The organism is Patiriisocius sp. 208BN25-11 (genome assembly GCF_058147145.1).
Genome location: NZ_JBYVJY010000016.1, coordinates 26313 through 41376, shown reverse-complemented (window position 1 = coordinate 41376; position 15064 = coordinate 26313). Strand labels below are relative to the sequence as shown.

The following is a 15064-nucleotide window of genomic DNA, read 5'->3' as shown; positions in this document are numbered from 1 at the left end:
TGATTTGATTGTACAAACGTGTACGTGTATTAAGCGCGTCCGTAGAGCTTCTCATACAGGTCTTTGTACATTTCCTTAATAACTTTACGCTTTGCTTTCATAGTAGGTGTAAGTTGTCCACCTTCAATACTCCAAATATCTGGTGTAAGTTGGAAGGTTTTAATTTTTTCCCACTTTCCAAAACGTTCGTTGTATTTATCTACTTCTTTTTGAATACGTTTTATGAGTACTTCATCTTGAGATGCTACTGCAGTATCTGAAGAAATATTTTTTTCTTTGCGTGCACTCCAATCTTGAACCCATTCCCAGTTTGGCTGAATTAAGGCAGCTGGCATCTTTTCGCCATCTCCTACAACAAGAATTTGCTCAATAAACGAAGATTGCTTCATAGCGTTTTCAATAAGTTGTGGTGCAACGTACTTACCACCACTTGTTTTGAACATGGATTTTTTACGATCGGTAATTTTTAAAAACCCATCACTATCAACTTCTCCAATATCTCCTGTGTGGAAATATCCATTTTTAAGAACTTCGGACGTTTTCTCAGGATCTTTGTAGTAACCTTGCATTACTTGCGGGCCTTTGACTAATATTTCTCCGTCCTCAGCTATTTTAACTTCTGTATCTGGTAATACTTTGCCAACTGTTCCAATTCTAAAACCTCCATTTCGCATATCGTTTACAGATACTACAGGAGAGGTTTCTGTAAGTCCGTACCCTTCCATTACAGGACAACCGGCAGCATTAAATACCCTTGCGAGTCTGGGTTGTAATGCAGCAGAACCCGATGCAATAGCAAGTAAGTTTCCTCCAAGGGCCTCTTGCCATTTACTGAAAATTAATTTCCTTGCTACTTTTAATTTTGTTTCATACAGCCAACCATTTTGACCATATGGTTCCCATTTAAGACCTAGTTCAACTGCCCAAAAGAATAATTTCTTTTTTACTCCAGTTAAATCAGCTCCTTTGGCAATAATTTTATCGTACACTTTTTCTAATAAACGCGGCACTGCGGTCATTACTTCAGGGTGTATTTCTTTTAGGTTATCACTAATGGTTTCTAAACTTTCAGCAAAGTGAATACTCACACCGCAATATTGGTACATATAAAGTAACATACGCTCATAAATGTGGCATACTGGTAAAAAACTCAATGACTTAGATTTTCCCATTTCAATAGGTAGTCTTCCTTCACTATGTTTTGCATTGCTGGCAATGTTTTTATGACTAAGCATAACACCTTTTGGTTTTCCAGTTGTTCCAGAAGTGTAAATTAGGGTAGCTAGGTCGTCTTCATGAACTGCATCCATACGCTTTTGTACTTCTGCTTGTAGGTCTTGGTTTTCGTTACCAAGGTCAAGTACTTCTTGCCAATTAGAACAGCTTCCTATGCTATCAAAGCTGTATACGCCTTTCAAGGAAGGTACTTTAGCTTTAATGTTATTTATTTTCTCTAGTACTTCGCTACAAGAAACAAATACATAACTAGATTCAGAGTGATTAAGAACGTATTCATAATCTTCTTCAGAGATAGTAGGGTAGATGGGTACATCTTGAGCACCCGTTTGTAAAATTCCAATATCACAAATATTCCATTCGGTTCTATTAGTCATTGAGATGATGGCTACTTTATCATTTGCCTTTACACCTAATTTAATTAAGCCCCTACTTATTGCATTGGCCTTATCTATATATTCCTGGGTAGATGTCTTTACCCATGTTCCATTTACTTTGCTTACCAAAGAAGCCTCTTGGGGATATTTTTCTAATTGGTAATACGGAAAGTCAAAAAGTCTTTTTACTTCAGTCATATTCAAAATTCATATTAATTGTAGCTATGCAAAATAGGAAAAAATATTGATTTTTTAGGTTTTGAATCTTTTAATTGAAGTCATAAAAAAATGCCACAGCGACAAAGTGTTGTGACATTTTAAAATACGATACGGAATCTCGTTATTCTTTAATAATCTTAAATGTTTGAGTTGTTTCCTCTCCAGTTATTTTTAGAATATAAATTCCTGATGCTAAATCGCTGTAGTTTAACGATTGATTTCCAGAACCAGTATTGCTTTTTACAAGCTGCCCATGGATGTTGTAGATCGTTGTTTCGTAATTTGAAACAGCAGTAGTGATGTGTAAGATATCTTTCACGGGATTTGGATATAAACCAAATGGATTTTGAGAAATTTCTTCTACATCTAGAACAGTATCATCTAAGGTACTAAAGGTAAGGTCGTCAAAATAAAATCCATCCCCTTGAACAAAGTTATCCGATCTAAAGATAAATCTAGCAGAAATAGTTTCTCCAACGTAATCACTTAAATCTATTTGTTCTAGTACCCAATCATTTTGTGTACCATCGTAAAGTGGTTGGCCTTCAGGCTGGTTTGAGCTACCTGCATTTGTATACAATCCGCATTGTGGAATCCAACTTGAACCTCCATTGATAGAAATTTGGAATTGTGCATAGTCATAGTCATTTTCGATTTCAAACTTTGTCCAAAAAGATACATTTGCTCCCACAGCTCCAGTAAGGTCTATGGTCTCATCTAGTGTAATCGATTTGTTTGCTCCTGGCCCATAATTTCCGTTTGGTGATTCAGTAATACTTCTAGGTGAAGAAACAAATGTTTGTGTAGTAGTGCCCCAACCGTTATTTGTATAGTTTGAAAGTGATGCCGCATCATCTTCAAAAACTGGGGTAAGGTTTCCGAAAATTTTAGAAACCAATACTTTGGTGTCAAAAACACCATTGTTTACAATGAGTTCATACGCAACAACATCTCCACTATTAACCGCACCTCCTAGCGTGTATTGGATGGTTCCATTTTGTGTTTCTAGCAAGTCTAATCCTGAAAATGAAACAGTATTTCCTGAAGCAGTAATGTTATCTGAAATTGGATTCAACGTAACTGTGAAATCTCCATTTCCAGACAATCCCAATCTTTGTATGGTAAAAGTAGCATTAACTACAGGAGTAGTACCTGTATATAGCGGTGCAGTATCTTTTGCCGAAGCATAATTACTAATCATTTTTGAGGAGGTCAAATTGTGATACATCATCCCTTTAGAGATAGATTCTATCTGACTTGAAGGAGGCCAAAATGCAGGACCAATTTCTGGAGTATAGGCATATATCTTGTCATGTGTTCCTACAGTTCCATACATGAAATCATCACTATCTCCAGCTGCAGCGTATAGCTCTGATGATAAAATATTACTAAAACCATTTTGTGAAACAAGTTCAGCCCCTAAATCTCTAAAAAGATTTTCTTCTGGTGATGGTGTGTTTTCTGCATACCCAAATGGACGCAATAACAAATTACCAAAACTATGGTTGTTAAATGCCATTACAAAATCATGTTGCTCGACAAACCATTTCATAGCTTGATTTTCAACTTCACTAAAAGGAGTAGTTCCTCTGTAAATATCACTTGAAGAATCTCCAGAAGAGCCATCACCTCCCCACATACCATTACTAGGATTTCCGTTAATAAAATACTCGTAATTTCTATTGTTATCTACGCCAAACGTTCCATTACCATTACTTCTTCTGTTCTTTCTCCAAAAACCACCTCCATTTGGATCTGTTTTTTGGTTGTATAAATATCCATCTGGGTTTAAAACAGGAATAAAATACAGTTCACTATTGTCTACAATTGCCTTTACTTCGGCGTCTGTTTCATAGTTTTCTAGTAAGTACCACATGTAAAAAATCAATTGGTGTAATGACATAGGCTCTCGTGCATGATGTATTGCAGAATATAAAATTTGCGGTTCGGCTTCTTGATTGTCTGGGTTATCACTAATTTTCACCCATTTAATACCATTACCACCAATAGATGGACTCACAGAATTGTCGGGTTGTCCTTCGGTTAAAAAGTTGCTAATATTAGCTTTTGCTGTAATAAGGTTTGGATACAGCGCCTTCATTTGGTCTAATTCATCTAGCACCTCTTGATATGTAAAATAACCTCCCATCGATCCTGGATCATCATTAAAATGAACAGGTGTTTCATAATCTCCTGCAGTTTCTGCACAGGTAAAATTTCTAGCAGGAATTCTTGCCGCATTTTGAGATAAGAAAAATTGTTTTGCATCATCGATCAACACCTCTACTTGAAAACCGTTGCTGCGCGCAATAGCTAATTCTGAAGTTGAAAACTCTGAAATTACAAAATATCCTTTTTTGTGAATTCCATGATCTACAGAAAGTCCTAAGTTTTCTAGACGCGTTAGGTCATCTGAAGCAGAGTAATAAATTTTAGCTCTTTGGAATTTTTCTTCAAAAGTCTGAGAAAAACTTGTTAGTGTAACGCATAGTAATAAGAATGTACGTAGTATCTTTTTCATAGCAATATATTTGGAGTATACCAATGATGGTATATCATAGTAGTCTCCAAATATAACGCTAGATTACATCTTAATATATGGTATGTGAAATAAAAGTGAGAAAATTATTTCTCTTCCAACCATTTCCTTGCGTTGACAAATGCTTCTAACCAAGGACTTACTTCGTCATTTGTGTCGCTAGGGTAGTGTCCCCAATTCCAAGGAAAAGTAGAACGTTCTAGGTGCGGCATCATTACCAAATGCCTTCCAGTGGCATCGGTCATCATGGCGGTGTTAAAATCACTTCCATTTGGATTTGCAGGAAAGGCGTCATATCCATATTTTCCTACGATGTTATAATGGCTTTCTTCTTTTGGAAACGAAAATTTACCTTCACCGTGTGCTGCCCAAATTCCTAAGGTACTTCCAGATAAGCTAGAAAGCATCACCGAATTGTTTTCTTGAATTGTTACTGAAGTAAAGTTACATTCAAATTTACCGCTATCGTTATGAAGCATTTTTGGTTTTTGATCATCATTTGGAGTTAAGAGCCCTAATTCCACAAACAATTGGCATCCATTACAAACCCCTAATGATAAGGTGTCTTCTTTAGCAAAGAAGTTTTTCAAGGCAGTATTTGCTTTTTCATTATATAAAAAGGCACCCGCCCATCCTTTTGCACTTCCAAGCACATCACTATTTGAAAATCCTCCTACGGCTGCAATAAATTTAATATCTTCCAGCGTTTCTCTACCTTCAATTAAATCTGTCATATGTACATCTTTTACATCAAATCCAGCGAGGTACATGGCATTTGCCATTTCACGTTCACTGTTGCTTCCTTTCTCACGAATAATTGCAGCTTTAATGCGTTTTTTTGAGGTATCGATTACAGGTTTTTTTCCGTTAAAATGCTTCGGAAATGTAAATACTAGTGGTTGGTTTTTATAGTTTTCAAACCTAGGCGTAGCCATTGTTCCGCTTTGCTTTTGATCTAATAGATATGACGTCTTGTACCATGCATCTCTCATTTCGGCTATGCCAAAAGAAACAGCATCTTTATGGTTCTTTACCGAAAGTGTTTCATCGCTAGTAACGTTTCCTAGTTTTGCAAAATCAATACCAGCAGCTTGAAGTGATGTTTCAAAAGTGCTATCATTTGTAGCTTGTAGCACTAGGCCACAGTTTTCAGAAAACAAAAGTTTTACAGTGTCTTGTTCGTTTAATACCGAAAGGTCGAGCGTAGCTCCTAATTCAATATCGGCAAAGCACATTTCCAATAACGTAGTAATCAAACCGCCAGAAGAAACATCATGTCCAGCTGCTATTTGGTTGTTTGAAATTAAGCCTTGAATGGTGTTAAAAACAGTAGCTACGTAGCTAGCATCTTTTACAGTTGGCGCCTCAGTACCTATACTGTTTATGATTTGCCCAAAAGAAGAACCACCTAATTTAAAGTCGTCTTGGCTTATGTTTATATAATAGATACTTCCTTTATCTTTTTGTAATACAGGTTCTACAACTTTTTTTATGTCGTTGCAATGTCCAGCAGCAGATATAATAACAGTACCAGGAGAAATCACTTCCTCGTTTTTGTATTTCTGTTTCATAGAAAGAGAATCCTTTCCAGTTGGGACATTGATACCAAGCGCAATACTAAAATCGCTAATGGCTTCTACAGCTTTGTATAATCTAGCATCTTCTCCTGGATTGTTGCACGGCCACATCCAGTTGGCAGATAATGAGATGCTTTTCAATCCTTTTTCTAGAGGTGCCCAAATAATATTGGTTAATGCTTCTGTTATGGAGTTTCTAGAACCTGCTACTGGGTCTATCAATCCAGATATAGGGGAGTGCCCAATACTTGTAGCGACTCCTTCTTTACCATGATAGTCAAGTGCCATAACACCGCAATTATTAAGCGGCAATTGCAAGGGACCAGCACATTGTTGTTTTGCAACTTTTCCTGTAACACAACGATCTACTTTGTTTGTTAACCAGTCTTTACAGCCTACCGCTTCAAGTTGTACTAATTGTGTAGCATATTTTTTTATATCTGAAATATGATACCTCGAAATACTGTAGTTTCTGTGTACAGTAGTGTCTGTCATAATAGTTTTTGGAGAACTTCCGAACATATCTTCTAAGGCAAAGTCCATAGGTTTTTCTCCTGTAGTTTTGCTCTCAAATGTAAATTGATGTGTATCGGTCACTTCACCCACTTGGTACATAGGAGAGCGTTCTCTATCTGAAACGCGTTGTAAGGTGTCCATATCTTCTTTACCAATCACTAATCCCATACGTTCTTGAGATTCGTTTCCAATAATTTCTTTTGCAGATAGTGTTGGGTCGCCAACAGGAAGGGCATCAAGATTGATGGTTCCTCCGGTATCTTCTACCAATTCACTAAGGCAGTTAAGGTGACCACCGGCTCCATGATCATGAATAGATACAATAGGGTTGTTGTCGCTTTCAACCATACCTCGTACTGCATTGGCTGCACGTTTTTGCATTTCTGGATTAGAACGCTGAATGGCATTTAATTCGATACCGCTAGAGAACTCTCCAGTATCGGCACTAGATACTGCGGCACCTCCCATACCAATTCGGTAATTTTCACCTCCAAGTATCACAATTTGATCTCCTTTTTGAGGGGTGTCTTTTAGGGCTTGTTCGGCTTTTCCGTAACCAATACCACCTGCCATCATAATGACTTTGTCGAATCCTAACTTACGAGCTTCTTCTTCGTGCTCAAAGGTGAGTACAGATCCCGTAATTAGCGGTTGTCCAAATTTGTTTCCAAAATCACTGGCTCCGTTACTAGCTTTAATAAGAATGTCGAGCGGTGTTTGGTATAGCCAATCTCTTTCTTTCATTGCTTGTTCCCAAGGACGGTTTTCTTCGAGTCTTGAGTACGAAGTCATGTATACTGCTGTTCCTGCTAGAGGTAGCGATCCTTTTCCTCCTGCAAGTCTGTCTCTAATTTCTCCTCCACTTCCAGTGGCAGCTCCATTAAAAGGTTCTACGGTGGTAGGGAAATTATGAGTTTCAGCTTTTAAGGAAATGACACTATTAAATTCTTTTTCTTGGTAAAAGTCTGGTTTGTCTGGACTTTTAGGAGCGAATTGTGTTGCTTTTGGTCCGTTGATAAAAGCAACATTATCTTTGTATGCTGAGACAATTTCATTAGGGTGTTCTTGAGATGTTTTCTTTATGAGTTTGAATAGGGAAGAAGGCATTTCTTCGCCATCAATTATAAAGGTTCCATTAAATATTTTGTGGCGACAATGTTCGCTATTTGCCTGGCTAAAGCCAAATACTTCAGAGTCGGTTAATTTTCTTCCTAGTTTGATAGCAAGATTGTCCAGATATTGAATTTCTTCTTCATTTAGCGCCAAGCCTTCAGTGGCATTATAGGCTGCAATATCCTCAATATCTTTTATGTTTTCTGGAGTAATTGAAATATCAAAAATGTCTTGGTTTAGTTCCGAAAATTTTTGTGACAGCATAGGGTCAACGTCACCTAAAATTTCAGAAGCATTTATAAATTCTTCAATTCGAACAATTCCTTGAACTCCCATGTTTTGTGTGATTTCAACAGCATTGGTACTCCAAGGTGTTATCATTGCAGCACGTGGGCCAATAAAAAAATCCGCAATTGCGGACTGATTTATCTTAGGTGCGTTGCCAAAAAGCCATTGCAGTTTTTGGATGCTTTCTTCTGAAATTTCTGAGGTTGTCTGGACAGCAAAAACGATGTTTTTTACGTCTCCAAAAAAGTGAATCATTCTGAAAATTTTTGAATGGTTATTGAAACCACAAAGGTAGTTTTTTTTCTTAAATACAGTGTTCGATATCTATAGTTTCAACCGAGTTTATGAGAAACTTTTTAACACTGTGGCAAGGAGTTCTGGGAGATGTGAGATTATTGTGAGTAGTTTTGTAAGGTTATCGTAAAAGCTTGCACTATATTGCATCACAATTCATGTTAAGATTGTATTAAAAACTTTATTTCAATTTCAAAAAAAAAGCTTTTAGGCGTATCTTGCATAGCTATCAATTAAACTTAAAACAAACACTATGAAATTAAGAAATTTACTAATGACTTTTGCTGTTTTGTTTTCATGTAATTCATTTGCACAGCAAACAGAAGGACCGGCATCAATTGGCCAAGGAACATTTATTGGGACAACCATCCCTCTGCGTGACATGCCTACTATTTCTGAAATGGAAATAGAAGGATTTGAACATGCAAGAGAGGTTAAACAAAAATTTGACCCTTCAGACCCTAACGCTGTTGAAAGTCCAAATGCTTTGCCCCTAGATGGTCAGCATCCTGGATACCAAAGTGAACAAGGAACAAGAGATCCACTTACTGTATTACAAAATTTTGAAGGTGCTTCTATACAAGAAGGACAGGCGATTCCGCCAGATCCAACTGGTGCAGTAGGCCCCAACCATTATGTACATGCAGTAAATGTAGTTGTAAAGATTTTTGATAAAACAGGTGGTTTACTTGCAGGACCAACCTTATTAGGAACTTTTCTCGGAAACGGAAATAACAATGGAGACCCTATTGTTATGTATGATCAATTGGCCGATCGTTATTTTGTAAGCCAGTTTCAAGGGAGTCCAATTCCAGGAACTCCAGGTTTTGGAATTAATGATTTAATTATTGGTGTATCTGCTACAAACGACCCAACAGGTTCTTATAATGTGTATGAATACACCCTTAATTCGTTTCCAGACTACCCTCACTACTCAATTTGGCATGATGGATACTATATGACTGCTAACAAAAGTGGAAATGTAACCTATGCATTTGATAGACAAGCGATGCTAAATGGAGATCCAAATCCTACAATCATTGAGTATAATTTGCCTCAATTAATTAGAAATCCATTTACAGTAACCAATCCATTACCTGCAAATATAATTGGTGATGATAGTGACCCTACAAGTCCTGCCTATATTGTATATCTCCAAGATGATTTATGGAATGGGGTAACTTTTGATCATTTAAAAGTTTGGTCTATTGAAACAGATTTTGCAAATCCTGGTAATTCAACGGTAAGTCAGCCTCAAGAAATACCAACACAACCATTTGACTCTCGTTTCTTTGCTTTTGGTCAAGGAGATTTCAGACAACCAAATACAAACCAACGTCTAGATGGTGCATCTGGAGTTGTTAGTTACGGAGCTAATTATAGAAGCTTTGCAAATCATAATTCATGGGTGATTACTTTTAATGAAGATTTGGGAGGTGCTGCCCGAGGTGGTATTCGTTGGATAGAATTACGCAATACTGATGCAAATCCTACAGATTGGACATTGTTCCAAGAAGGAACATTTGCTCCAGAAGATGGGGAAAGCAGATACATGAGTAGTTCTGCTATGGATGTAGATGGTAATATTGGTTTGGCTTACAACTTGAGTAGTGATGACACCTTTACAAGTATCAAGTATACAGGGCGTTATGATGGTGATGAACTTGGTGTTATGACATTTCCAGAGGGTACAATCTGGGATGGTACAGCAAGACAAACAAATACAAACAGATTTGGTGATTATGCACAATTAACTATTGATCCTGATGGTGTAACATTTTGGCATACTACACAATACTTTGCTGGCACAAACCAATGGAGAACGCGTATTGCATCTTTTACTTTAAATAATGGTCTTGCAGAAGACATAGGAGTTTTCAATTTTGATGAGCCTAATAGTGGAGATGATTTAACGGCAAATGAAACCGTTACTGTGAAGATTTTTAATTTCGGTACAGATCCACAAAGTAATTTTGATATTGCATTGCGTGTTGATGGTGTTCTAATTGACACAGAAACATTTACTGGTACGGTAGAGCCATTATCTGAGGCCACTTATACATTTAACGCTACTGTAGATTTATCTACACCACAGCAATCTTATGAGATTGAGGCGCGTACATTACTAACAACAGATGCTAATAATCCAAACGATTCATTTACAAAAACAATTAACAACACGACCTTATCTGTAAACGATCAAGAATTTAATAGTGGAGATTTCTCTATTATTAGTAAAGGCTCTAAGTTGTATGATGTAAACTTTGCAACTACAAGAGATTTTGGTGCTCTTACGTACGGAGTGTTTAATACCTTAGGTCAAGAAGTGATGAAAGGTCAAATGAACAGCTCTGGATTAGAACATAAAGCCACTCTAGATTTCAATGCTCAGGCAGTTGGTGTTTATTATGTGAAACTAACAAATGGAGAATTTAATGCAACAAAAAGAGTTGTTGTGTTTAAATAAAATTTCATAATACAAACTTAAAACCTCGATACGTTTTGTGTCGAGGTTTTTTTATGTTAATCTTTTATTATTTGTGAGATAAATATGAGGTATTAAATTATTTATTGAAAAATAGTAGATGTATATTGTAATAAATTAAATAAATACCTATGAAATCTATAAAGAAAACTACATTATTACTGTTGTTATGTTCCACCATATTTGCAACAGCTCAAGAAAACCCGCCAGTTGTTATTGCTCAGGGAACTTTTATGGGGGAGACCATCGCCCTAAGAGATGCACCTTTAATTGAATCTTTTTCAGGTTCATTAGACGATTTAACTTTCGTTGATTTAAGAAGGTTAGATGTAACTGGTACTGAAACAGAAAATCCATCAACCGGATCACCAGATGGTTTTGACGCAGTAAAGCAAACTACACCTCCAAAGTTTGATGTTGAAAATTTAGAGCAAAATTTTGATGGAATTAATATTTCTCAAACTGGTGGTGCTGGAGTTCCAGATCCTACTGGAGCAGTAGGGCCAGATCATTATGTTACTGCGGTAAATATTGCAATTCGAATATTTGATAAACAAGGAAATTCTCTTGTTGGACCTACAAACTTAAGTGGGTTTTTAGGTTTGCCTGGACAAGGAGATCCTATTGTTATGTATGATCAACTAGCAGATCGTTATTTTGTTAGTCAATTCCGCACAGCTAATAATTCTGTAACCATAGGAGTATCTACAACAGCAGATCCAACGGGTACCTATTATGTCTATAATTACCCATTAGGACAATTTCCTGATTATCCGCACTATGCGGTATGGCCTGATGCGTATTATTTAACAGCCAATAAAGGAGGACAAACTACCTATGCTTTTGATAGAGAAACCATGTTAAGAGGTGGTGAAGACCCTTCGTTAGTAGGATTTTCTTTGAATGGAGCAATTCGAAATAACAATACAGTTTTTGCACCTCAAACAGCAAATTTATTAGGACGTGTTGCCCCAGAAGATGCTCCTGCATATGTTGTTTATCTTCAAGATGATAGTTGGCCTAATGTTGGTGGGATTACTTTTGACCACTTAAAAGTATGGTCAATAGACGTAAATTTTGAAGGAGGGAGTTCAATATCTTCTCCTCAAGTTATTCCTATTGCAGATTTTGACTCTTTTATAGCGCCATTTGGTTCTGGTGATTTTGAACAACCAGGTACCAATCAAAAAATTGATGGAATTACTGGAGTTATGTCATATATGGCTAACTATAGGAGTTATGACGATTTCAACTCGTTACTTGTTAATTTTAACGTTGAGGTTGATGGTGTAGGTGGAATACGATGGGTTGAGTTAAGAAATCAAGGTACTGGTCCATTTACAGTTTTTCAAGAAGGAACTTATACACTTCCAGATGATGTAAACAGATTTATGGGAAGTATGAGTATTGATAAAGACGGAAATTTTGGTTTAGGATATAATGTTGTTAGTTCAACAGTATTCCCAGGAATGCGCTATGCAGGACGAATCGTTGATGATTCTGATTTAGGAACTATTAATGTAGCAGAAACCACTATTATAGATGGTCCTGGCGGCGTAGGCTCTTTTAATCGATTTGGTGATTATGCGCAAATGACCATGGATATTGATAATAGAACATTTTGGTATACAGCAGAATATATGGGAGTTCAAAACGGATTTTGGAGAACGCGTATTGCTTCATTTACATTAGGAGATACTGAAGAGGATGATGTAGCTGTTTATGGTTTTGAATCCCCACTGTATGAAGGTCCATTTACAAATGATGAGACAATCACAGCATTGGTTGCGAATTTTGGAGATAATAGTCAATCAGATTTTGAAATTGAACTAAGAGTAGATGGAGCTTTAATTGTTACTGATGTTTATAACGGGACTTTAGCTCCAGGAGAATATGGTACTCATGAATTTTCTGTTAACATCGATATGGCTGCAGAAAACGCACCAATTAATGTTTCGGCTAGATCATTATTAACAACAGACACCTATACTGATAATGATGAATTTAACTTTAATTATTTTCAAGAGGAAATATTAGATGTAAACTCTTTTTCTAATTTTGAAAGAAGTCTGTTAATCTATCCTGTTCTCGATAAAACCTATGAAATTAACTTAGCAACAAATGCTTCTTTTGATGATTTGTCATACGCTGTTTATAGCCTAACAGGTCAAAAAATTGATTCAGGTAAGTTAATTTACAACTCAAATGGATATAAGGCCAAAGTGAACATGGGAAGTCATGCTAGCGGTGTATATGTCGTTGAGGTATTGGCAGACAGTGGAAAAATATCTAAAAAGATATTAGTAAAATAAGTAAACTCCTTACATCATATAAAATCACCAAGTAAATTTTTTGCTTGGTGATTTTTTTATCGATTTTCTTTTATAAATGCTTCCATTTGGTCTAGTACTTTTTGACCTCCCCAGATAAATTGTAACATCATTCCAAAATGTCCTTTTTTGAGTTTGATAAATTGTACATCTGGCTGTACTTCTTTTACTTTGGCAACAAAATCTGCGTTTGTTTTTTTAATAGACTTTATGGTTCTCGTACCTTGATATATTAAGAAGGGTGGATTTTCTTCTGAAATATGATTGATCGGAGAAGCATCTTTCCATACCTCAGGGTCATTGGTCCAAGTGCTCTGGTAATCGTAAAAACCTCCTTTTTTTGGAGGATATGTAGTATTATACCAAGCTATATCTAATCCAGCTGCATCATTTAAAATAATACCAGAAATACTGTTTTGATCTACTCCGTATTTAGGGTTCATAACACTTAAAGCTGCTAGATGTCCTCCTGCAGAATGGCCATTCATAAAAATACTATTTGGATCACCACCATAGGCTTCAATATTGTTTTGTACCCATGCAATGGTGGCTGCAATTTGTTTTGCTTGATGATCATAAGTAACTTCAGGACTCAAGGTGTATTCTGGTACCACTAGTACTATGTTTCTATTTCTAAGATCCTTGCCATAAAAACCGTAGGTGTCTTTATTGCCTCTATTCCAATTTCCTCCGTGAGCAAAAATAATCACAGGCATTTTTGTTTCAGGTTTATTCTCTGGGGTAAAAATATTAAGTTTCGGATTGCTTTTTTCTGTTACTAACTGATTGGGTAGATATGCTATGTTTTTGTGTTTTGTAGTAGCACAACTCGTTAAAAATAAAACCGTAAATGATGCAATAAGTATATGTTTCATAGCATTATATTTTCCAAACAATGTAAATAATCTCTTTAACAGCATTGCTTAAGAATTTGTTAATACTAGCCTTAAATTCACCTTAATTAGTTAAACTTTTATTAATAATAGGAATACTTATTTTATATGATAGTAATACTATTATATTTGTTAGAAATGAACCAACTTCCAATTAACATACAAATTGACGATCATTTTTACACCAAGAACCCAGAATCTTCTGAGCTTGGTAAAAAAATTGTGTCTGAAAGTATCGTTATGATGGAAGATATGGGTTTCGAGTGTTTTACATTTAAGAAACTTGGAAGTGCTATTGGTTCTAATGAGAGTTCAGTCTACAGGTACTTTGAAAGCAAACACATGTTGTTGGTGTATCTAATATGTTGGTATTGGAGTTGGGTTTCTTACAGAATCGTTTTTAAAACAAATAATATAAACGAACCTGAACAGCGCTTAGTTAAAGCCATTGCCATTATTACTGGTAAAGTGACAGAGGATAATTCTTTCTCATATATCAACGAAATCTTATTGCAAAATATCATCATTGCTGAGTCTTCAAAAGCGTACCATACAAAAGAGATCGATGAAGAAAACGCAAAGGGATATTTTAGGGCTTACAAAGCCGTTGTGCAAAGAGTAAGTGACATGGTGTTGCAAGTAAACCCTTCTTATGGATACCCGCACATGCTTGTTTCTACTGTTATTGAAGGAGCGCATCAACAACGATATTTTTCGGAGCATTTACCATCGCTTACCGATACCACAATAGAAGAAGATATTGTGGTTCAATTTTATACAGATTTGGTCTTACAAACGATAAAAACTACATGAAAATATCACATCGACATATTTTTTGTTACCGTGCATTGCTCGTTTTTTCTCTTGTAATTGCGCTTTTTTTGTTGCAACCGGTATTGCAGTTGCTGAATGAACTTGAAGGAGTTTCTGTAGAAGTTTTAGATGTTGATAAAGAAGTAGAAACAGAAGAAGAGAATAAGCAAGAAAATGAATTTTCTGAAGAAGAAAAAATGATTACTCAAGTAAAAGTTCCAATTTTTGGAGTTTCTCTAAAAAAGAAACCAAAAATGAATTCTTTATTGTTTTCTTTTTTTGGTGACATTAATTTAGAAATAAATGCACCACCTCCAGAAACAATCCTGTAATATCTCTTTGATGCGAATTCTTAAGATTTTTAAAAGTTATTACGCACTAATA

The 15064-nt window shown here is 36.1% G+C and carries 8 protein-coding genes; 4 read left to right on the top strand and 4 right to left on the bottom strand.

What is annotated here, in order from left to right:
* Positions 1–29: 29 nt before the first annotated feature.
* The 3 genes from ACY2RS_RS14490 to purL all read right to left on the bottom strand — a co-directional run bounded on the left by ACY2RS_RS14490 (position 30) and on the right by purL (position 8120).
* Positions 30–1811: an AMP-dependent synthetase/ligase gene (locus ACY2RS_RS14490; protein ID WP_490099382.1), complete on the bottom strand. Its 1782-nt coding sequence runs from the start codon at positions 1809–1811 to the stop codon at positions 30–32.
* Between the two features lie 142 nt (positions 1812–1953).
* Positions 1954–4353, bottom strand: coding sequence for a M14 family metallopeptidase (locus tag ACY2RS_RS14485; RefSeq protein WP_490099381.1), 2400 nt, complete (start codon positions 4351–4353; stop codon positions 1954–1956).
* Between the two features lie 104 nt (positions 4354–4457).
* Complete coding sequence (gene purL / locus ACY2RS_RS14480; RefSeq protein WP_490099380.1) at positions 4458–8120, bottom strand: phosphoribosylformylglycinamidine synthase; 3663 nt, start codon at positions 8118–8120, stop codon at positions 4458–4460.
* A 292-nt stretch (positions 8121–8412) separates the two neighbouring features.
* Here purL and ACY2RS_RS14475 point away from each other — a divergent pair, with 292 nt between their 5' ends.
* A complete protein-coding gene (locus tag ACY2RS_RS14475) occupies positions 8413–10626 on the top strand; it encodes a T9SS type A sorting domain-containing protein (RefSeq protein WP_490099379.1) in 2214 nt (737 codons plus the stop codon).
* A 149-nt stretch (positions 10627–10775) separates the two neighbouring features.
* Positions 10776–12956, top strand: coding sequence for a T9SS type A sorting domain-containing protein (locus ACY2RS_RS14470; protein WP_490099378.1), 2181 nt, complete (start codon positions 10776–10778; stop codon positions 12954–12956).
* Positions 12957–13012: 56 nt separating this feature from the next.
* Here the strand turns inward: ACY2RS_RS14470 and ACY2RS_RS14465 are convergent, their stop codons facing one another.
* Positions 13013–13849 carry an alpha/beta hydrolase gene (locus ACY2RS_RS14465; protein WP_490099377.1) on the bottom strand — a complete coding sequence of 279 codons (837 nt, stop codon included), beginning with the start codon at positions 13847–13849 and terminating at the stop codon, positions 13013–13015.
* A gap of 126 nt (positions 13850–13975) precedes the next feature.
* Between ACY2RS_RS14465 and ACY2RS_RS14460 the strand changes: the two genes are divergently transcribed.
* Both ACY2RS_RS14460 and ACY2RS_RS14455 read left to right on the top strand, forming a co-directional pair.
* Positions 13976–14680, top strand: coding sequence for a TetR/AcrR family transcriptional regulator (locus tag ACY2RS_RS14460; RefSeq protein ID WP_490099376.1), 705 nt, complete (start codon positions 13976–13978; stop codon positions 14678–14680).
* Positions 14677–15012 (top strand): hypothetical protein, encoded by a 336-nt coding sequence (locus ACY2RS_RS14455; RefSeq protein WP_490099375.1) that lies wholly within the window; start codon positions 14677–14679, stop codon positions 15010–15012. The genes ACY2RS_RS14460 and ACY2RS_RS14455 overlap by 4 nt, the downstream gene beginning before the upstream one ends.
* Positions 15013–15064: the final 52 nt, after the last annotated feature.